General features: G+C 71.3%; 18 protein-coding genes. 4 read left to right on the top strand and 14 right to left on the bottom strand.

The window, feature by feature from the left end; genetic code table 11:
* Positions 1-22: 22 nt before the first annotated feature.
* A complete protein-coding gene (locus AC2D9U_RS05060) occupies positions 23-148 on the top strand; it encodes a hypothetical protein (RefSeq protein WP_484747020.1) in 126 nt (41 codons plus the stop codon).
* A 3-nt stretch (positions 149-151) separates the two neighbouring features.
* On the opposite strand, the gene murA is transcribed toward AC2D9U_RS05060, so the two are convergent.
* The 4 genes from murA to AC2D9U_RS05040 all read right to left on the bottom strand — a co-directional run bounded on the left by murA (position 152) and on the right by AC2D9U_RS05040 (position 3154).
* On the bottom strand, positions 152-1411 hold the full coding sequence (gene murA / locus AC2D9U_RS05055; RefSeq protein WP_484747019.1) for a UDP-N-acetylglucosamine 1-carboxyvinyltransferase: 1260 nt from the start codon (positions 1409-1411) through the stop codon (positions 152-154).
* Positions 1411-1965, bottom strand: coding sequence for a dCTP deaminase (dcd, locus tag AC2D9U_RS05050; protein ID WP_484747018.1), 555 nt, complete (start codon positions 1963-1965; stop codon positions 1411-1413). The genes murA and dcd overlap by 1 nt, the downstream gene beginning before the upstream one ends.
* A 62-nt stretch (positions 1966-2027) precedes the next feature.
* Entirely contained in the window at positions 2028-2195 is a 168-nt protein-coding gene (locus AC2D9U_RS05045; RefSeq protein ID WP_484747016.1) for a hypothetical protein, read from the bottom strand.
* A complete protein-coding gene (locus tag AC2D9U_RS05040) occupies positions 2192-3154 on the bottom strand; it encodes a Bug family tripartite tricarboxylate transporter substrate binding protein (RefSeq protein ID WP_484747014.1) in 963 nt (320 codons plus the stop codon). The genes AC2D9U_RS05045 and AC2D9U_RS05040 overlap by 4 nt, the downstream gene beginning before the upstream one ends.
* 14 nt (positions 3155-3168) lie before the next feature.
* Here AC2D9U_RS05040 and AC2D9U_RS05035 point away from each other — a divergent pair, with 14 nt between their 5' ends.
* Positions 3169-4860 carry an FAD-dependent monooxygenase gene (locus tag AC2D9U_RS05035; RefSeq protein ID WP_484747013.1) on the top strand — a complete coding sequence of 564 codons (1692 nt, stop codon included), beginning with the start codon at positions 3169-3171 and terminating at the stop codon, positions 4858-4860.
* Entirely contained in the window at positions 4857-5639 is a 783-nt protein-coding gene (locus AC2D9U_RS05030; protein ID WP_484747011.1) for a maleate cis-trans isomerase family protein, read from the top strand. The genes AC2D9U_RS05035 and AC2D9U_RS05030 overlap by 4 nt, the downstream gene beginning before the upstream one ends.
* On the opposite strand, the gene AC2D9U_RS05025 is transcribed toward AC2D9U_RS05030, so the two are convergent.
* Complete coding sequence (locus AC2D9U_RS05025) at positions 5623-6450, bottom strand: alpha/beta fold hydrolase (protein ID WP_484747009.1); 828 nt, start codon at positions 6448-6450, stop codon at positions 5623-5625. The genes AC2D9U_RS05030 and AC2D9U_RS05025 overlap by 17 nt on opposite strands.
* Positions 6450-7616, bottom strand: a complete 1167-nt coding sequence (locus AC2D9U_RS05020; protein WP_484747007.1) for an acyl-CoA dehydrogenase family protein — start codon at positions 7614-7616, stop codon at positions 6450-6452. The genes AC2D9U_RS05025 and AC2D9U_RS05020 overlap by 1 nt, the downstream gene beginning before the upstream one ends.
* A gap of 65 nt (positions 7617-7681) precedes the next feature.
* On the opposite strand from AC2D9U_RS05020, the gene AC2D9U_RS05015 reads away from it, so the two are divergent.
* Positions 7682-8791, top strand: coding sequence for a DSD1 family PLP-dependent enzyme (locus AC2D9U_RS05015; RefSeq protein ID WP_484747005.1), 1110 nt, complete (start codon positions 7682-7684; stop codon positions 8789-8791).
* A 106-nt stretch (positions 8792-8897) separates the two neighbouring features.
* Here the strand turns inward: AC2D9U_RS05015 and AC2D9U_RS05010 are convergent, their stop codons facing one another.
* Genes AC2D9U_RS05010 through AC2D9U_RS04975 form a run of 8 tightly spaced genes read right to left on the bottom strand, consistent with a single transcriptional unit; the run spans position 8898 to position 18066 of the window.
* Positions 8898-9782: a polyphosphate kinase 2 family protein gene (locus AC2D9U_RS05010; protein WP_484747004.1), complete on the bottom strand. Its 885-nt coding sequence runs from the start codon at positions 9780-9782 to the stop codon at positions 8898-8900.
* A 10-nt stretch (positions 9783-9792) separates the two neighbouring features.
* Entirely contained in the window at positions 9793-11016 is a 1224-nt protein-coding gene (locus tag AC2D9U_RS05005; RefSeq protein WP_484747002.1) for an MFS transporter, read from the bottom strand.
* The gene (locus tag AC2D9U_RS05000) at positions 11013-11882 is read right to left on the bottom strand and encodes an endonuclease/exonuclease/phosphatase family protein (protein WP_484747000.1); all 870 of its coding nucleotides are present in this window, start codon (positions 11880-11882) and stop codon (positions 11013-11015) included. Before AC2D9U_RS05000 ends, AC2D9U_RS05005 begins: the two co-directional genes overlap by 4 nt.
* A gap of 7 nt (positions 11883-11889) precedes the next feature.
* Positions 11890-13932 carry a DNA/RNA helicase domain-containing protein gene (locus AC2D9U_RS04995; protein ID WP_484746998.1) on the bottom strand — a complete coding sequence of 681 codons (2043 nt, stop codon included), beginning with the start codon at positions 13930-13932 and terminating at the stop codon, positions 11890-11892.
* A gap of 9 nt (positions 13933-13941) precedes the next feature.
* Positions 13942-14841, bottom strand: coding sequence for a DMT family transporter (locus AC2D9U_RS04990; protein WP_484746996.1), 900 nt, complete (start codon positions 14839-14841; stop codon positions 13942-13944).
* Positions 14828-15991: a GNAT family N-acetyltransferase gene (locus tag AC2D9U_RS04985; RefSeq protein ID WP_484746994.1), complete on the bottom strand. Its 1164-nt coding sequence runs from the start codon at positions 15989-15991 to the stop codon at positions 14828-14830. Before AC2D9U_RS04985 ends, AC2D9U_RS04990 begins: the two co-directional genes overlap by 14 nt.
* Before the next feature lie 17 nt (positions 15992-16008).
* A complete protein-coding gene (locus AC2D9U_RS04980) occupies positions 16009-16476 on the bottom strand; it encodes a RidA family protein (protein ID WP_484746993.1) in 468 nt (155 codons plus the stop codon).
* Between the two features lie 51 nt (positions 16477-16527).
* Positions 16528-18066, bottom strand: a complete 1539-nt coding sequence (locus AC2D9U_RS04975) for a TSCPD domain-containing protein (protein ID WP_484746991.1) — start codon at positions 18064-18066, stop codon at positions 16528-16530.
* Positions 18067-18191 lie beyond the last annotated feature (125 nt).

The raw sequence follows: 18191 nt of genomic DNA, 5'->3' as shown, positions 1-18191 counted from the left end.
GGTTTCTGGGGAGACCGCCACCATGAAGTCCGTATTCCTGGGCAGCTTCGCCGCCCTCGTCATCGCCTATGGCGCCTATGTCGTGCTGAACAAGAACTTCCAGCAGACGGCCGATGAGCGCTTCGCCACCACGGGCGTGCGCCTGTAAGTCCTAACCCGGCAGCCGCTCGATCTCCGCCCCCACGGCGGAGAGCTTGCGCTCCAGCGATTCGTAGCCGCGGTCGAGGTGATAGACGCGGTTCACGATCGTCTCGCCCTGCGCCGCCAGCCCGGCCAGCACCAGGCTGACCGAGGCGCGCAGGTCGGTCGCCATCACCGGCGCGCCGGAGAGCTTCGGCACGCCGCGCACGATCGCCGATTGCCCGTGGAACTTGATGCGCGCACCCATGCGCGTCAGCTCGGGCACATGCATGAAGCGGTTCTCGAAGATCGTCTCGGTGATCATGCTGGCGCCTTCGGCCACGCACATCAGCGCCATGAACTGCGCCTGCATGTCGGTGGCGAAGCCGGGGAAGGGCTCGGTCATCACATCGGCGCCGCGCAGCCCGTTCGTGCGCGTGACGCGCAGCCCGCCATGCTCCTCGGCCACGTCGATGCCGGCCTCGCGCATCACGCGCACCACCGCCCCCAGATCGACCATGCGCGCGCCTTCCAGCAGCACGGAACCGCCGGTGATGGCGGCCGCGCAGGCATAGGTGCCGGCCTCGATCCGGTCGGGGATGATCGGGTGCGTCGCGGCGTCGAGCTTCTTTACGCCCTCGATCACCAGCCGGTCCGTGCCGATGCCCTCGATCCGCGCGCCCATGCGCATCAGGCACATGGCGAGGTCGCCGATCTCGGGCTCGCGCGCCGCGTTCACCAGCTCGGTCGTGCCCTCGGCGAGGGTGGCGGCCATCAGCAGATTCTCGGTCGCACCGACGCTGACCTGGGGGAAGATGATGCGCGCGCCGCGCAGCCCGCCCGGCGCCTTGGCATGCATGTAGCCGCCTTCGAGGTCGAAGACCGCGCCCATCTGCTCCAGGCCCTTGATGTGCAGGTCCACGGGCCGCGTGCCGATGGCGCAGCCGCCGGGCAGCGAGACCCGCGCCTCGCCGAATCGTGCCACCAGCGGGCCCATCACCAGCACCGAGGCGCGCATCTTGCGCACCAGGTCGTAGGGCGCCTCCAGGCTGCTCGCCGCGCCGGAGAGCGTGATGCGCCGCGCCTGCTTGTCATGCTCCACGCGCAGCCCGTGCTGGGCCAGCAGGTTGCGCATGGTGGCGATGTCGGCCAGGTCCGGCGCGTTGGTCAGCACCAGCGGCCCGTCGCTGAGCAGCCCGGCGGCCATCAGCGGCAGGGCGGCGTTCTTCGCCCCTCCGATGGGGATGCTGCCCGAGAGCGGCTTGCCGCCGCGGATGCGGATGCGGTCCATCAGAGCTTCGGCAGCGCGACGCCGCGCTGGCCCATGTATTTGCCCTTGCGGTCCGCGTAGCTGACCTCGGGCGGGGCCGAACCCTGCAGAAACAGGAACTGGCAGATGCCCTCATGCGCGTAGATGCGCGCGGGCAGCGGCGTGGTGTTGGAGATCTCGATCGTCACCTGGCCCTCCCATTCGGGCTCGAGCGGCGTGACGTTCACGATCAGCCCGCAGCGCGCATAGGTGGATTTGCCGAGGCAGATCACCAGCACGTCGCGCGGGATGCGGAAGTATTCCACCGTGTGGCACAGCACGAAGCTGTTGGGCGGGATGATGCAGGTATCGCCGCGGCGGGTGACGAAGCCGGCCTCCGAGAAGGATTTCGGATCGACCACCGCATTGTCCACATTGGTGAAGATCTTGAACTCATCGGCGAGCCGCGCGTCGTAGCCATAGGAGGACAGGCCGTAGGAGATCACGCCCTCCCGCCGCTGGCTCTCGACGAAGGGCGTGATCATGGCCTGTTCCTGCGCCATGCGGCGGATCCAGGTGTCGGGCATGATGGACATGGGCGGTGCGATCTCTCAGGCGGCTGCGAGAGAGGGGGGGTAGCCCAGGCGGGGGCGGAAGGCTAGCGCCGCTCCTCCCCGGCCGGCTTGGGTGCCTCTTCGGCGCGGGCGCGCGCCTGCGCCTTGCGGCGGCGCAGATTCTCCCGCAGCGCCGCGGCCAGCTTCGCCTCCCGCGCCAGTTGGGCCGGAGTCTTCGGCGGCGGGCCGGGCGGCTTCTCGGCCTCCCTCATTCGGCGCGGATATTGCCGGCGCGCACCACCTCGGCCCAGCGGCGGACCTCGGCGGCGATGAAGGCCGTGTATTCGGCCGCGCTCATCCGCCGCGGCGTGGCCCCGGTCTCCACCAGGCGCGCGCTGATCTCGGGCGTGGCGAGCGCGGCCAGCACCTCGGCATTCAGCCGCTCGACCAGGGCGGGCGGCATCCCCGCGGGGCCGGACAGGCCGAACCAGGTCGAGGCGACGAGATCGGGGTGCCCCAGCTCCTTGAAGGTGGGCAGATCCGGCCAGCCGGCGACGCGCGCATCCGCGGTGACGGCGAGCAGGCGGAAGCGCTCATTGCGCCCGGCCTCGACCAGGGTGGTGATCATCGCCTCCACCGCGCCGGCGGTCAGGTCGTTCATCATCGGGCCCGAGCCGCGATAGGGGATGTGCGTCGTTTCGATCCCGGCCGAGCGCTGCAGGATCACCTGCTTCGCATGGCTCGAGGTGCCGTTGCCGGGCGAGGCGATGCTCAGCCCCGGTCGCGCCTTCGCGGCCGCGACGAAATCCGCGAAGTTGCGGATCGGGCTCGCCGCGTTCACGGCCAGCACCGAGGGGATCTCGGCCATCAGCGCGATGTGGCTGAAGTCGCGCACGCTGTCATAGGGCATGGTGCGATAGACGCTCGGCCCCACGCCGAAGCTCGCGATGTTGGAGACGACGAGGGCGTAGCCATCGGGCGGGCTCTTCGCCACCACATCCGAGCCCACCGTGCCGCCCGCGCCGGCGCGGTTCTCGATCACGAAGCCCTGGCCGAAAACGGTCGCGAGGCGCTGGCTCACCAGCCGCGCGATGAAATCCGTGGTGCCGCCGGGCGGGAAGGGGACGATCACGCGCACCGGCCGCGCCGGCCAGCCGGCGGGCTGCGCGCTCGCGAGGCGCGGCGCGGCCAGCAGCGCGGGCAGCGCGAGGATCGAGCGGCGGTTCAGCATGTCGTGGCTCCCGGATGGCACGTTTCGGCAAGCTCTATACCATGCGCGCACGGCTCGGGAGGGTGGCGATGCAGGACTGGCCGGTGGTCATCGTGGGGGGTGGACCGGTCGGGCTGTGTCTCGGCATCGCGCTGGCGCGGGCCGGGGTGCGCGCCGTGCTCGTCGAGGAACGCACCGGCCCCACGCCCCACCCCAAGGCCACGCTGCTCGGCGCGCGCTCCATGGAGCATTTTCGCGCCTGGGACCGGCTCGACCTCAAGGTGGCCGACGCCGCCATGCAGCAGGAGGAGGACTACTTCATCCTCTTCTGTGATCGCCTCGCGGGGCAGGAGCTGCACCGCTTCCGCTCGCCGGGCCTCGCCGCCGTGCGCCGCCGCGCGCCCGAGGCCGTGGCGCGGTTCCGCGAATTGGCCTGGTCGCCCTGGGGCAAGACCCAGATCGGGCAGCAGGCGCTGGAGCCGGTGCTGCTGGCGGAGGCCCGGCGCCAGCCCCTGCTCGACCTGCGCCATGGCTGGCGCCACACGGGCTTCACCCAGGATGCCGAGGGCGTGACCGCGCGCATCGAGCGCGCCGCCGATGGCGCGCAGGACAGCCTGCGGGGGCGCTACCTCGTCGCCTGCGATGGCGGGCCGTCTGGCGTGCGCCGCGCCTTGGGCATCCGCATGGGCGGGCGCGGGCGGATGCGCAGCAATGTCAGCTACCTGTTTCGCGCGCCGGATTTCCTGGCGACCCATGGCAAGGGCCTCGCCAACCTCTATTTCTGCCTCTCGCCCGATGCCTTCGGCGTCTTCACCGCGATCGACGGGCGCGAGACCTGGAACTACCAGCATTACTGGGCCGACCCGGCGCGCGAGGCCGGGCAGGAGGATCCGGCCACGGTGCTCCACCGCGCCATGGGCAAGCCCTTCGATTTCGAATTGCTGGCGACGACGCATTGGCACCACCACCAATCCGTGGCGCATCGCTGGCGTGCGGGGCGCGTGTTCCTCGCCGGCGATGCGGCGCATCTGTTTGTCCCGACCGGGGGCGTGGGGATGAACACCGGCATCGGGGACGCCATCGACCTCGCCTGGAAGCTCGCCGCCGTGGAGCAGGGCTGGGCCGGGAACAGCCTGCTCGACAGCTACGAGGCCGAGCGCAAGCCCGTCGCCTGGCGCAACAGCGTGATCAGCGCCAACAATTCGGACCGCATCGACATGGTGATGGGCGAGACGCCGGCCGACCTCGCCGACTCGCCTGTCGCGCGCGACGCTTTGCGTAAGCGCATCCTGTGGATGGCGAAGCAGTTCAACAGTGCGGGCACGCATCTGGGCTACCGCTACGCCGACAGCCCCATCGTGGTCCCCGACGGCACGGCGGAACCGCCCGACGACCCGACCCAGGTGATCCCGAGCACCTGGCCCGGCAGCCGCTTCCCGCATGGCTGGATGGCGGATGGCGCGAGCACGCTCGATCTTGCCGATCGCCAGCGATTCACGCTGCTGCGCGCGCCGGGCGCCGCGTCGCCGGGGCTGGCCGCGGCGCTGCTTGGCGCGGGCCTGCCGCTCACCGAACGCGACGTGGCGGATGCCACCGCGCTCGCGCTCATGCAGCGCCCGCTCGTGCTGCTGCGCCCCGACGGGCATGTCGCCTGGCGCGGCGAAGCGGACCCCGCCACCCCCGATCGTATCGCCGCGCGAATCCGCGGCGCGGAGGAACCATCATGAGCGTGGAATACGCGCCCCTTGGCCTGGTCGGCGTGCTCACGCCCCAGGCCAACACCACCGTCGAGCCGGAATTCGCCATCCTCTGGCCGCCCGGCATCGCCATGCTCAACGCGCGCATGACCAGCACCAAGCCCACCATCGTCGCGCGGCTGCTGGATTATCTGCGCGACCTGCCCGGTGCGGCGGCGCAATTCGCCAATGCGCCGATCAAGGCGCTCGCCTTCGCCTGCACCGGCGCCAGCTACTATGCCGGCGTGGCGGAAGAAGACGCGCTGGTCGCCAGCATGGAGGATCGCCTCGGCATCCCCGTCATCACCGCCGCGCGCGCGGTCTGCGACGCCTTCCATGCCGTGGAGGCCACGCGCATCGGCCTGGTGTCGCCCTATCCCGACGACCTGACCCAGGCCGCCATCGGCTATTGGCAGGCGCGCGGCTTCGAGGTGGCGGAGGTCTCGCGCGGTGCGATGGCCGATGGCAGCTTCCACCCGATCTACGCCATGAGCGCGGCCGGCGCCGCCGCCGCACTCGCGGCCCTGCCGGCAGGGCGCGTGCAGGCGGTGGCGATGCTGGGCACCGGCATGCCCACGCTCGGGCCGATTCGCGGCCAGCCCTTCGTCGGCGCGGCGCCGGTCACCTCCTGCATGCATGCGCTCGCCTGGCGCAGCATCTGCGCGGTGACGGGGGTGGCGCCATCGCGCGAGAACTTCCTCGCCTGGGTGCGGGGCGAGGGATGGCACGCGCGCTACGCCGAACGCATGGGCGCTACGGCGTCGAAGTGAGCCAGGCGCCAAGCTGCGCGTTGAAGGCCTCGGCCGCCTCATAGGCCACCCAATGGCCCGCATCGGGGATCAGCGCGGTGCGCGCGCGGGGCTGCATCTCCCGCACCGCATCCAGCCGGCCCTGCATCGTCGTGATCGCCACCTGGTCGGCCGCGCCCCAGAGCGCGGCGACGGGCACGACGACGCGGCCCAGCGCCTCCTTCAACTGTGCCGCGCTCGCGAAGCCGCGCGAGCGGAAGCGCGCATGCACCGTGTTCCACTCCTGGATCTCCAGCGCCTGCGCGTCGATCTTCGCCGGGTCCGCGATCATCAGCGCGAGCAGGTTCGCGCGATGCGCGGCGATGCGGTCCTCGCCCTGCTTGTCACGGATCTTGATCAGCGGCGTGACCGCCCTCTCGAGCCCGAGCGAACCCGCGCCGACAATCGTCAGGCTGCGCAGCCCCTGGCCGAGCATCGCCGCCGCCTGCCCGCCGACATTGGCGCCGAAGGAGAAGCCGACGAGATCGACCTTCGCATCGCCCACCACCGCGGGCAGGCCCTGCACCACCATGCGCGCGACCGAGGCCGGTTCCTGCGGGTCTGGCGGCAGCGCGCTTTCCCCCAGGCCCGGCAGGTCGGGCGCGATGACGCAGCGCGTGGCGGCGAAATGGCCGATGTTGCGCACCCAATGCCGCCAGGACCCGTTGCCGCCATGCAGCAGCAGCAGCGGATCGCCCGCACCTTCGTTCCACAGGCGCCAGACCATCTGGCCCTCATGGCAGGGCGTGACCACGCGCCGGGCCGCGGCTTCCAGGGCCTTGAGGTCGATCATCAATAGCTCCGCGGCAGGCCGAGCACGCGCTCGGCGATGTAGCACAGGACGAGTTGCGGGCTGACGGGGGCGATGCGCGGGATCAGGCTTTCGCGCAGCAGCCGCTCGAGATGGTATTCCTGCGCATAGCCATAGCCGCCCAGCGTCATCACCGCCTGCTGGCAGGCCTTGAAGCCCGCCTCGCCGGCCAGATACTTCGCCGCATTCGCCTCCGCCCCGCAGGGCAGGCCCTGGTCGTAGCGCCAGGCGGCCTGCATCACCATCAGCCGCGCGGCTTCCAGCTCCATCCAGCATTCGGCCAGCGGGTGCTGGATGGACTGGTTCTGCCCGATGGGCCGGCCGAAGACGATGCGCTCCCCGGCATAGCGCGCCGCGCGCGCGATGGCGGCATGGCCGATGCCCACCGCCTCGGCGGCCACGAGGATCCGCTCCGGGTTCAGCCCGTGCAGGATGTAGTCGAAGCCCTTGCCCTCTTCGCCGATGCGGTCCTCCTCCGGCACGACCAGACCATCGATGAAGAGCTGGTTCGAATCCACCGCATGGCGGCCCATCTTCGGGATTTCGCGGATCTCGACGCGGCTGCGATCAAGCCGCGTGAAGAACAGGGACAGCCCCTCGCTGCGCTTGCCCAACCGCTCGAGCGGCGTGGTGCGCGCGAGCAGCAGCACGCGATCCGCCACCTGCGCCGTGCTGATCCACACCTTCTGCCCGCGCACGACGTAGCTGTCGCCGCGCTTCTCCGCGAAGGTCCGCAGCTGCGTGGTGTCGAGCCCGGTATTGGGCTCGGTCACGGCGAAGCAGGCCTTCTCCGCGCCCGAGATCAGCGGCGGCAACATGCGCGCCTGCTGCGCGGGCGTTCCATGCACGACCACCGGCATGGGGCCGAAGATGTTCATGTGGATGGCGGAGGCACCGGACATCGCCGCGCCCGATTGCGCCACCGCCTGCATCATGATCGCGGCCTCGGTCACGCCGAGACCGGCACCGCCCAGCGCCTCGGGCATGCAGATGCCGAGCCAGCCGCCGGCGGCCATCGCCGCGTGGAACTCCACCGGGAAGCGATGCGCGCGATCCGCCGCCAGCCAATAGCCCTCATCGAACCCGGCGCAGAGGCGCGTGACTTCCGTCAGCAGGGCCTGTTGCGGGTCGCTCAGCGAAAAATCCATGCCGGCTGTCTCCTTGCCGAGGAGCGTGCCAATCTGCCGCCGAAGCGCAACCCCGAGGCCCCGCCATGCTCCAACATCCCCCCGCCGAACCCGGCATGCGCGAGGAGGATATCGACACCCCCGCTCTGGTGCTCGACCTCGACGCCTTCGAGCACAACCTGGATACGATGGCCGCTCTGCTGGCCCCCACCGGCACGAAGCTGCGCGCCCATGCCAAGACGCATAAATCGGCGGTGGTCGCGCTGCACCAGATGCGCCGCGGCGCGGTGGGCCAATGCGTGCAGAAGGTGGCGGAGGCCGAGGCGCTGGCCTGGGGCGGCGTGCCCGACATCCTGGTGAGCAATGAGGTGATCGCGCCCCGCAAGCTTGCGCGCCTCGCCGCGCTGTCGCGCATCGCGAAGGTTGCCGTCTGCGCCGACGATCTCGCCGGCATCGCGGCGATCGAAGCGGCGGCGGCGGATGCCGGGCAGCGGATGACCGTGCTGGTCGAGATCGATTGCGGCGCCGGCCGTTGCGGCGTGGAGCCCGGCCCGCCCGCGGTGGCGCTGGCGGAGCGCATCGCCGCCAGCCCGCACCTGATCTTCGGCGGGCTGCAATCCTATCACGGCAGCGCGCAGCATCGCCGAACGCCCGAGCAGCGTGCGGCCGCCATCGCCGGCGCGGCGGAGGGCACGCGCCGCACGGTGGAGCAGCTGCGCCAGCGCGGCCTCGCCTGCGCCATCATCGGCGGTGCGGGCACCGGCACCTTCGCGCATGAGGCGGCGAGCGGCATCTGGAACGAGATCCAGGCCGGCTCCTACGCCTTCATGGATGCGGATTACGCGCGCAACGAGGACCCGCCGCCCTTCCGCCACGCGCTGTTCGTGCTGGCGCAGGTGATGAGCGCGCCGCGTGCGGGCTTCTGCGTGGTCGATGCCGGGCACAAGGCGGTGGCGGTGGATAGCGGCCTGCCGCTGGTGCATGGCCATCCGGGCGTGGCCTATGTCGGCGCCTCGGACGAGCACGGCAACCTCAAGGGCGAGGACCCGTCGGCGATGCCGCGCCTCGGCGAGAAGCTGCGGCTGATCCCCGGCCATTGCGACCCGACGGTGGATCGCTACGACTGGTATGTCGGCGTGCGGCGCGGGCGGGTGGAGTGCCTCTGGCCCATCGCCGCGCGCGGCGGGATGGCATAGGTCGCACGCGGCGGGATGGCGTGATGATGGCGGCCTGACCAGCGGCCGGCCCTGGCCGGCCGAGCGCCCGGATGGCCGCACGCGGCGCCTGAGGGTACAAGCATCCTCAGCTGTTTGCGAGTTCCTCCCGCACTTCCTGCAGGCGCTGCCGCGCGGCCTCGTCCAACTCGGGATAGCGCAGGTCGAGCGATTCCAGCGCGCGCGCGATGGCGGCGACGACGACGAGGCGCGTGAACCACTTCGTGTTCGCCGGCACCACATACCAGGGCGCGGCCTTGGTGGCGGTGGCGCCGATCGCCGCCTGATAGGCCTTCTGGTAGTCGTCCCAATGGCCGCGCTCGGTCACGTCCGCATGGCTGAATTTCCAGTTCTTGTCGGGCTCGTCGATGCGGGCAAGGAAGCGCTTCTTCTGCTCCTCCTTGCTGACATTGAGGAAGAACTTCAGCACCACCACGCCCTGGCGGCCAAGATAGGCCTCGTAATTCGCGATGTCCTCCAGGCGCTGGTCGTAGATCTTCTTCGAGATCAGCCGCGCCGGCAGCTTCTGGCGTTCGAGGATCGCGGGGTGCACGCGCGTGACCAGCACTTCCTCATACCAGCTGCGGTTGTGGATGCCGATCATGCCCCTGGCGGGCAGGGCGGTGACATGGCGCCAGAGGAAATCGTGGTCGAGTTCCGCCGAGGTCGGGGCCTTGAAGGGCACCACATGGCAGCCCTGCGGGTTGACGCCCGAGAAGACATGCTTGATCGCCCCGTCCTTCCCGGCCGCGTCCATCGCCTGGAAGATGCACAGCACGGACCAGCGATCCTGCGCGTAGAGCTTGTCCTGCTGGTCGGCCAGGTGCTTCACGCCGCGCGCGAGCATGGCGCTGGCCTCGGCCTTCGAGAAATCGAGGCCCGCCGTATCCTCGGGGTCATAGTGCTTGAGCTTGAACTTGCGGCCATCCTCCACGCGGTAACGCGCGAGAATTTCCTCGACATTCTTCTTCATGGGCGCCCTCTCAGACCCGTCGCCCGGCGAGCATCACCCCGGCGGCGAGCAACTGCAACAACAGCGTCATCGCGAAGGCCCAGGAATAGCCGATGGCGGCCCACCCACCCTCCGCCGTGCGCGGCCAGAGATCGAGGATCCAGCCGATCGCGTTCTGCAGCAGGAAGACGATGGCGAGCATCGCCGCATTGATGGCGGTGGCGACCCGTGCCGCCAGGTCCGCACCGAAGCGCTGGCTGATCGCCGTATAGCCCGCCGGCCCCGCCGCGCCGCAGAGCGAGAAGCAGAACCACAGCACGCCGAGTGCGACCGGCGAGGAAGGCGGGGCGAAGCCCAGCACGATCTGCAGCACCGCCATGCCCGACATGGCGCAATAGGGCACGAACATCGGGCTCGCCCCGCGCCGCTGCAGGAAGGAGGCCGCCTGGCCCGTCAGCGCGCTGCCCGCCATCAACCCCAGCGCATAGACCAGCAGCAGCGTCGCGCGCGGGCCCTCGCCCAGCCCGCCGACATCGCGCAGCCAGGGCCCCGCCCAGAGCCCCTGATAGGTGAAGTGCAGCGCCGAGAGCAGCGCCACCGAGGGCACGAAGACCAGGAAGGCCGGGTGGCGGAAGATGCGCCCGAACTCCGCGATCTCGGCACCCAGCCGCCGGCGCGGCGGCGGCGGCCCGCCGGGGCCCCGATCCGGCACGCTGAGGAAGATCCACAGGCTCACCACCATGGCCATGACCGCGAGCAGGCCGAAGATGCCGCGCCAGCCGAGCAGCGGCATCAGCCAGGCCACCGGCACCGTCGCCGCCACGCCGCCGCAGGCACCGATGAAAACGCCCAGCCCCGTCAGCCCCGCCACGCGGTCGCGCGGATACCATTGCGTGTTGACCTTCAGCATCGCGATCAGCCCGGCCGAGACGCCAAGCCCCGTGATCACGCGCCCGAGGGCGAGCATCAGGCTGCCCGTGGCCAGCGCGCAGATCAGGAAGCCCGCCGCGGAGACCAGCCCCAGCACGGTCTGCACCCGCCGCGGCCCCCACAGGTCGAGGGCGAGGCCCACCGGCAACTGCGCCACCGCATAGGCGGCGAAGAACATCGCCGCGAGCAGGCCGAGCTCGCTCGCCGAGAGCGCGAATTCCAGCGCCAGCACCGGCCCGATCACCGCGATCAGCGTGCGCGCCGCCTGGTTGACGAAGTTGAGACCCGCCAGCGGCAGGGTGAGCCGCGCGAAGCCCGGCGTCACGGCAGGGTGAGCCGGACGCTGATCGGGCAATGGTCGGACAGGCGCTCGCGGTAGCTGCGCTCGCGCTCGGCATAGGCCAGCACGGCGAAGCTGCGCGGGGTGAGCCATTCCCGCGCCGCCCCGCCCAGCAGGATATGGCTGATGAAGGGCCGCCCGCCCCGTGCATCCGCCCAGCAAGGGGAAGACAGGCCCTCTGTCGGGCGGCTCACCGGGGCCGCGGCCTCGACGATGCGCAGGAAGTCGTCGCGCTCATTCATGCGGCGGTTGAAATCGCCGAGGATGGCGAAGGCCACGCCCTCCCGCTGCCGCTCGGCCGCCCAGCGCGCGATGATCTCGGCCTGGCGGGCAAGGCCCTCGCAATCGGGGGGGGCGCCGACGCCGAAGGCATCCTCGCGGCAGCCGGCATTGAGATGCACCGAGAGCAGGCGCAGCCGCGCGCCGGAGGGCGCTTCCACCGTGATGTCGGCGCCCCGCCGCAGGCTGCGCCGCGCGCCGGCGCGGATGTCCAGCTCCGCGAGGTCGCGATGCGCGGTGAAGCGCAGGGCACGGCTGACGGCGAAGCCCGGCCGCTGGACGTCGCGTTCGTCGGTGAGGTGGATGGCGTAGCGCGCCGGGTCGAAGACGCGCGCGGCGGCTTCCGCGCCATCGATCTCCTGCAGCGCGATGACATCGGCGGCCAGCCGATCCGCATAGTGGCGTAACAGCGAAAAGTCCTGCGGCGTGCGGGTGTAGAGGTCGCGCGGCAGATCGGGATGCCCGGCGGGCTTGAGCGTCAGCCAGGCGATGTTCCAGCTCGCGAGCTTGATCTCGGCGGCCCGCGCCGGCGCGGCGCAGAGAAGCAGCAGGAGGATGAGAAGGAAGCGCATGCCAAGGCTATAGCAGGGCGCCCGCTGGCTTGTCGTGTGGGGTGACGGGTGGCGCTTCGTCCAAGGGCTGCGCGCCGCAGGCGAGCAGGAAGGTGGCGATGGCGTCGTATTCTTCCGAGTTCCGCGTGCGGTCGTGGAAGGGATCGTCCGGCGGGCTGCCGCGCGGCACCCAGATCACGGTTTCGTAGCGCGCGCGGGTCAGCAGGACGCGGTAGGTGTTGCGCACGAAATCATGCTCCTTCACCTCGCGATGCCAGGCATTGCCCGCGAAGCGCCGTGCCGACCAGGCGCCGGCGCCGCGGCGGAAATCGAGGTCCCAGGCCAGGCCGACGGTATCGAGCTCGAGCCCCTGGCAGGCATATTCGGTCGCGGCGACTTCCAGCGCGTCGGAGGCGCGGATGTCGGGCCAGCGTTCCAGGAACCAGGCCACGGGCTCTTCCGTGCCGATGAGCTGCGCCTCGAAGCCTTCCGCGCGCAGGCGCCTGGCGCCGGAGGAGCGGACGAAGCCGGCGCGGCGCAGCCCCGGTGTCAGGCGGCGCAGCGTCCTGCGCGCGGTATCCAGCGAACGGGTGAGCAGGAAGGGAAGGGGACCTTCCTCGGCCAGGGCGCGCGCCTCGGCCCGGGCATCGCGCAGCACGGCATCCACCCAGCGCGCCGCGCGTTCATCGCGCACGCTGCGCAGGGAGACAGTGAGGTCGAGATCCTCATCGAGGGTGAGCCAGGCGGGCGGTGAATCCGCCAGCCGCTGCGCGCGATCCGCCGCGCCAAGCGCCCGCGCGGGTGCGACGGCGCGCCAGCCGGGATGGGCTTCGATCACCGCGCCCCATTCGCGCAGACCGGCCTCGCCGGTGTTGATCTCCTGCCCATTGCCGATCAGCGCGACGATGCCGGCGAAGCCTTCATGGCGCGCCATGATCTCCAGCGCATGGGCGGGTTCGCTCATGCGCAGCGTGCTGACGCGGCGCTGTGTGTCGCGCATCGCCTGCTGCGCATCCCAGGCGCGCTGGGCCTCATCGAAGATGATCACGCGCTCGGCGGGTGGCGCGGTGCGGTTGGCGTTGTCGGCCAGGAAGCGATGCACGTTCTGCAGCGCCTGCGCCGTCTCGTGCCGCGCCTGGCGGAGACGGGGCGCGAGGCGGCGGCGCTCGGGATCGGCGCTCGGTCCGCCGGCGAGGTCGATGCCGGCGCGGTTGCAGGCCAGCGCTTCCCGTAGCACGGCCACCAGCGGCGCATTGCCGGTGAGGAAGGCGCTGCCCAGCCGCCGCTGCGCGCCGAACACCACATTGAGCCCGCACAGCGTCTTGCCCGCGCCGGGGATGCCGGTGACGAAGACGACCACGCGCTGCCCGGCGGCCTTCGCGCTCTCCAGCGCGCGCTCGATGGCCATGGTGGTGCGGGTGAGGTTGGTGGTGTCGGCGCGCGCGGCTGCGATCTCCGCCACGGAGTTGCGCGCATAGAGCGTGGCTGCGGCCTCGATGATGCTCGGCACGGGGCGGTAGGGCGCGGCGCACCACGCCGCGCCATCGAGCGGCGTGCGCGGCACCGGCAAGGCAGCCTGGAGTGCGGCGATCAGGCCGGGCAGCGTCTCGGGCGTTGCGTGCGCGACAGGCAGCACGGCGGGCAGCAGCAGGGGCATCTGGAAGGCGGGCGCGGTGGTGCCGCCGACCAGGATCGGCTGGATCGGATGGCCGCGGCTCGCGGCGTGGAAATCGAACAGATCCTGCCCGTAATCCTCGACCTGCGCGCGATCGGCATTGGTGATGCCGGCACCCTTGAACTCCAGCACCAGGATGGCGCGATCCGTGAGCAGCACGGCATCGATCCGCTTCTCCAGGCGCAGCAACTCGTATTCGAGCGCGATGGTCCAGCCCCTACCGCCCGCGTCCCGCACGCAGCGCTGCAGCAGGGCGATGCCGCGCTGCCAGGCGTGGAGCTGTGCCGGTTCGGGCGAGAGGCGCCGTGCCATCTGATGCGCGGCGAGCCGCGCCGCGACGTCATCCGCCCGCAAGGCCAGCAGTTCGGCGCCCGAGCAGGCGAACCAGGCCCTCATGCGCGAATCCTACCTGTTTCGTCTGCGTTCCGGCCAGGTTGCCAGAAGCAGGCTGCCCATCAACAGGAAAAACCCCGCCGCGTGGATGATCGTTGCGGACTCACCGAGCACCAGGATGGCGAAGAGCGCCGCCGTCGCGGGCAGGAAGGCCGTGAACACGCCGGCAATGCTTGCCGGCGCGCGCTTCAGCCCCGCATACCACAACAGCACGCAGAGCACGCTTGCCGTCAGCGAGTGGAACACCAGCAGGCCCGAGACCTGGGGGTCGGCCAGAACGGCCACGCCCGCCAGCACCGGCAGGCAGAAGGGCAGCAGCATCAGCAGGGAGAAGAGCTGCATCCAGAAGGTCGCACTCACCAGCGGAACGCGCCCGGCGATACGTTTCGCTAGCAACACATACATCGCCTCCCCGCACACGCCGCCGAAGACGAGAAGATTGCCGAGCGGGCTGCCCTCGCCCTCGGCGGAGACACGCGCCAGCGTCAGCGCGCCCATGCCCACCGCAGCGAGCAACACGGCCAGCCATTGCCGCGGCGCCAGGCGCTCTCTCAGCCAGATGGCGCTGCCCGCCGCCACCACCGCCGGCAGCGTGGCGAGGATCAACCCGGCCTCCAGAGCCGTGGTCAGGCGCAGCCCGGCGAGCAGCCCGGCATTGTAGATGACCGTGCCGAAGACGGCCTGAAGCGCCAGATTCAGCTTCATGCCGCGCGAAACCCGCACGCGCCCTTCCATCGCGCGCGCCAGGGGCCACAGCAGCACCACCGCCAGCGCGCAGCGCAAGCCCGCGATCAGGGCGATGGGCAGGCTCTCCGCCAGGAGCTTCGCCACCGCGACATTGACCCCGACCAGCGCCATGCAGAGCGCCAATTGGCCATAGGCGGTCAGCACGCGCCGCTCATGGCGTGGCATCGTGCCGGAAGGGCGAAAGCCCGGCCAACGCCTCCATCTCGCGCAGCATCGCCGGGCGTTCGCGCGCGAGGAAATCGCCCACCGCCTGGCGCAGGCCGGGATGGGCGATCCAGTGCGCGGAGTAGGTCGGCACCGGCAGGTAGCCGCGCTGGATCTTGTGCTCGCCCTGCGCGCCGGCCTCGACGCGCGGCAGCTTGTGTTCGATGGCGAAATCGATGGCGCGGTAGTAGCAGAGCTCGAAATGCAGGAAGGGCGCATCCACCACGCAGCCCCAGTTGCGCCCATAGAGCGCATCGCGGCCGAGCAGGTTGAGCGCGCCCGCCACCGGTACCCCATCGCGCTCCGCCACCATCAGCACGACCTTGTCGCCCAGCCGCTCGCCGAGCAGCGGCCAGAAGGCCTTCTTGAGATAGGCGCTGCGGCCCCATTTCTTGTCGGTGGTGGAGAGGTAGAAGCGGTGGAAGGCCTCCCAGTGCGCGGGCGTGATCTCGGCGCCCCGCAGCGTCTTCAGGACATAGCCAGAAGCCTCGGCGTCGCGCCTTTCGCGCCGGATCTGCTTGCGCTTGCGGGAGGAGAGCGCGGCGAGGAAATCCTCGAAGCAGCCATAGCCCTCGTTACGCCAATGGAACTGCGTGCCGAGCCGCTGCAGCCAGCCGGCCTCGCCCAGCGCCTCCCATTCCGCGGCCTCGCAGAAGGTGACGTGGACCGAGGACATGTCGAGCTGCCGGCAGGCCTGCACGAGGCCCTGCGCAAGCGCGGCCGCGCCGATGCCCGCATCGGGCCGCACCAACAGCCGTGGCCCGGGGACGGGGCTGAAGGGCGCTGCGACCTGCAGCTTCGGATAATACTGCCCGCCGGCGCGTTCCAGCGCGTCTGCCCAGGCATGGTCGAAGACGTATTCGCCATAGGAATGCAGCTTCGCATAGCAGGGCGCGCAGGCGATGAGCCGGCCCGCGCCATCGCGCAGCGCGGCATGCTGCGCGAGCCAGCCGCTGCGCTGCCCGATGCTCCCGCTCTCCTCCAGGGCGAGCAGGAAGGCATGGCTGACGAAGGGATTGGCATCGCCCGCGCAGGCATCCCATTCCGGCGCGGGAATGGCCGCGATGGAAGCGTGCAGGCTCAGGGCGAGTTCAGGCGTGTCATCCGGCATGGCCGCCAGATGGCCTCTCAGCCGATTTCGAACATCCCCTCGACCTCGACGGCCGAATCGGCGGGCAAAGAGGGGCAGCCGACGGCGGCGCGGGCATGCTTGCCCTTCTCGCCGAACACGGCCACGGCGAGGTCCGAAGCGCCATTGATCACCGCGGGCTGCTGCGTGAAGTCGGGCGTGCAGGCGACGAAGCCGCCAAGCCGCACCACGCGCTTCACCCGGTCGAGATCCCCGCCGCAGGCGAGCTTCACCTGGGCGAGCAGGTTGATGAAGCAGATCCGCGCCGCCTGCTGGCCCTGCTCCACGCTCACTCCCGCGCCGAGCTTGCCGGTGATCGCGACCTTGCCCTCCACCAGCGGGATCTGGCCCGAGACGATGACCAGGTTCCCGACCTGATTGTAGCCGATGTAGTTGGCCAGCGGCGTCGCCGGGGTGGGAAGGGTGATGCCAAGCTCCGCGAGCTTCGCGTCGATGTGTCCGGGCATGCGGGGTCTCCTTGCGCTGGGCGTCAGCCTGCGGCGAAACGCGCCCGGCTGCTACCCGACCAGGCGCAATTGCCGCCGCTTGGGGCGCGGGGCGGGCTGTTCGGGCAGGTCGAAGGGCAGAAGCGGTGCCGTGGCCGGGCCGGCGGCATGGGCGGCGCTGTCCTCCATCGCCTCTTCCGGCCGCGGATCGGCCAGATCCCGCCGGCCGAGATAATCGCGCGCGAGGCGGCGGAACACCCAGTCGAGCACGCTGGTCGCGCGGCGGATCGCGGGGTCGCCCTCCACCGTCCCGGCCGGGCCGAAGCGGGTATAGGCGTAGGCCTCGACGTAGCTCTCGAGCGGCACGTCCTTCGCGAGGCCGATCGAGACGGCCTGCAGCATCGCCTCCATCAGCGAGCGATAGGCCGCGCCCTCCTTGGTCAGTTGCACGGTCACCTCGACGAGGCGCCCGGCCTCATCCTCGGTGGTGCGCAGCACCACCTTGTGCCCGCCCACGACGGCGCGCGCGACCATCCCGCCCGGACGGGGCGTGAGGGCGGTGACGCGCGGTGGCGGCGGCGCAGCGGGGCGCGCGGGGGCGGCGGTGGCGGCCGGCAGGGGCGGGGCGACGTGCAGATAGGGGCTCACCGCCTGCGCCATGGCGAGCCAGGCGCTGTCCGGCACCGGGGCGAGCAGCATTTCCGCCGCCACGCGGCCCAGGCGCAGCGCGGCGCGGGACGGCACCTCGGCCACCCAGCCCTCGCGGTCCAGGGCGAAGCGGGTCGGGCCCGGGGCGGGGGCCAGGCCGCCGCTTTCGGCCCCCAGCAGCTTCTCCGCCGCGTCGGGCGGGCTCAGGGCGAGGATGGCGCGGTGGCGCAGCCCGGGCGCCGCGGCCGCGGCGTCCAGCGCGGCGCGGGCGGCGGCGGCGAGGCCGGGCAGGGGGGTGGCGCCCGGCGGCGCGGGGGCGAGCAGCGCCACGGGCTCGCGCGCGCCCAGCCGTTCCGCGAGGCGCCCGCTCTCGGCCTCGGCCGCGCCCCGGGTCAGCGCGGCGATGCCCGCACCCAGCGCGCGGGCCTCGGGGCTGTCATAGGCAAGGCCCAGCCCGGCGATCAGCCCGGCGAGGTCGGCGAAGCCCAGCGACAGCCGGGGCGCCTTGGCGCCGGTGGCGATGTCCAGCAGCTGCACGCCCAGCGCCACGGTGGCGGTGTAGCCGGCGAGGTCGAAATCGCCCTCGGCATCGAGGAAGGCGGGCAGGTTGAGCACGAAGCGCGGCGTCGCCTTCGCGTCCTGGCGCCAGATCGCGGCATTCGGCGCGGCGCGGCGGGCGAGCAGGGCGGCGCGGATGCCGGCGGTGAACCGGTCCTGCGCCGCGGCATCGGCCAGGATGCCCAGGCTGCGCCCACGCAGCGCGAGCGGCTGCAGCCAGCTCTCGACGAGCCGCGGAAAGGCGACCGGACCCTGGCCGGGGGCGAGGGCGGCGAGCGCCTCGGCGGCCTCTTCGTCGAAGGCCTCAGGCAGCGCGACGGCGCGCGGCGGGGAATCGGGCTCGGGTGGGGCGCGCATCCGCCACAAGGCCATTCCGTCCCAAAGCGTGCCGGCGATGCTCGTCATGCCAGCAGCTTAGGCGGGAGGGGCGTCGGGTGGAAGCCGTATCTGGTAGGTGAATCGGTCGGCACCCCCAACATCCTGTGGATAAGACTCGGGGCTGCCGTGAGGCCGGTGGAGGGTTTTTGCGC

It is taken from the genome of Roseomonas sp. TF40, assembly GCF_057219975.1.
This window is presented reverse-complemented; position numbering and strand designations above follow the sequence as displayed.

Excerpts from the sequence above, each read along its gene's own strand:
- AC2D9U_RS05060 (WP_484747020.1), top strand. The coding sequence starts at position 23 with ATGAAGTCCGTATTCCTGGGCAGCTTCGCCGCCCTCGTCATCGCCTAT.
- murA (WP_484747019.1), bottom strand. The coding sequence starts at position 1,411 with ATGGACCGCATCCGCATCCGCGGCGGCAAGCCGCTCTCGGGCAGCATC.
- dcd (WP_484747018.1), bottom strand. The coding sequence starts at position 1,965 with ATGTCCATCATGCCCGACACCTGGATCCGCCGCATGGCGCAGGAACAG.
- AC2D9U_RS05045 (WP_484747016.1), bottom strand. The coding sequence starts at position 2,195 with ATGAGGGAGGCCGAGAAGCCGCCCGGCCCGCCGCCGAAGACTCCGGCC.
- AC2D9U_RS05040 (WP_484747014.1), bottom strand. The coding sequence starts at position 3,154 with ATGCTGAACCGCCGCTCGATCCTCGCGCTGCCCGCGCTGCTGGCCGCG.
- AC2D9U_RS05035 (WP_484747013.1), top strand. The coding sequence starts at position 3,169 with ATGGCACGTTTCGGCAAGCTCTATACCATGCGCGCACGGCTCGGGAGG.
- AC2D9U_RS05030 (WP_484747011.1), top strand. The coding sequence starts at position 4,857 with ATGAGCGTGGAATACGCGCCCCTTGGCCTGGTCGGCGTGCTCACGCCC.
- AC2D9U_RS05025 (WP_484747009.1), bottom strand. The coding sequence starts at position 6,450 with ATGATCGACCTCAAGGCCCTGGAAGCCGCGGCCCGGCGCGTGGTCACG.
- AC2D9U_RS05020 (WP_484747007.1), bottom strand. The coding sequence starts at position 7,616 with ATGGATTTTTCGCTGAGCGACCCGCAACAGGCCCTGCTGACGGAAGTC.
- AC2D9U_RS05015 (WP_484747005.1), top strand. The coding sequence starts at position 7,682 with ATGCTCCAACATCCCCCCGCCGAACCCGGCATGCGCGAGGAGGATATC.
- AC2D9U_RS05010 (WP_484747004.1), bottom strand. The coding sequence starts at position 9,782 with ATGAAGAAGAATGTCGAGGAAATTCTCGCGCGTTACCGCGTGGAGGAT.
- AC2D9U_RS05000 (WP_484747000.1), bottom strand. The coding sequence starts at position 11,882 with ATGCGCTTCCTTCTCATCCTCCTGCTGCTTCTCTGCGCCGCGCCGGCG.
- AC2D9U_RS04995 (WP_484746998.1), bottom strand. The coding sequence starts at position 13,932 with ATGAGGGCCTGGTTCGCCTGCTCGGGCGCCGAACTGCTGGCCTTGCGG.
- AC2D9U_RS04990 (WP_484746996.1), bottom strand. The coding sequence starts at position 14,841 with ATGCCACGCCATGAGCGGCGCGTGCTGACCGCCTATGGCCAATTGGCG.
- AC2D9U_RS04985 (WP_484746994.1), bottom strand. The coding sequence starts at position 15,991 with ATGCCGGATGACACGCCTGAACTCGCCCTGAGCCTGCACGCTTCCATC.
- AC2D9U_RS04980 (WP_484746993.1), bottom strand. The coding sequence starts at position 16,476 with ATGCCCGGACACATCGACGCGAAGCTCGCGGAGCTTGGCATCACCCTT.
- AC2D9U_RS04975 (WP_484746991.1), bottom strand. The coding sequence starts at position 18,066 with ATGACGAGCATCGCCGGCACGCTTTGGGACGGAATGGCCTTGTGGCGG.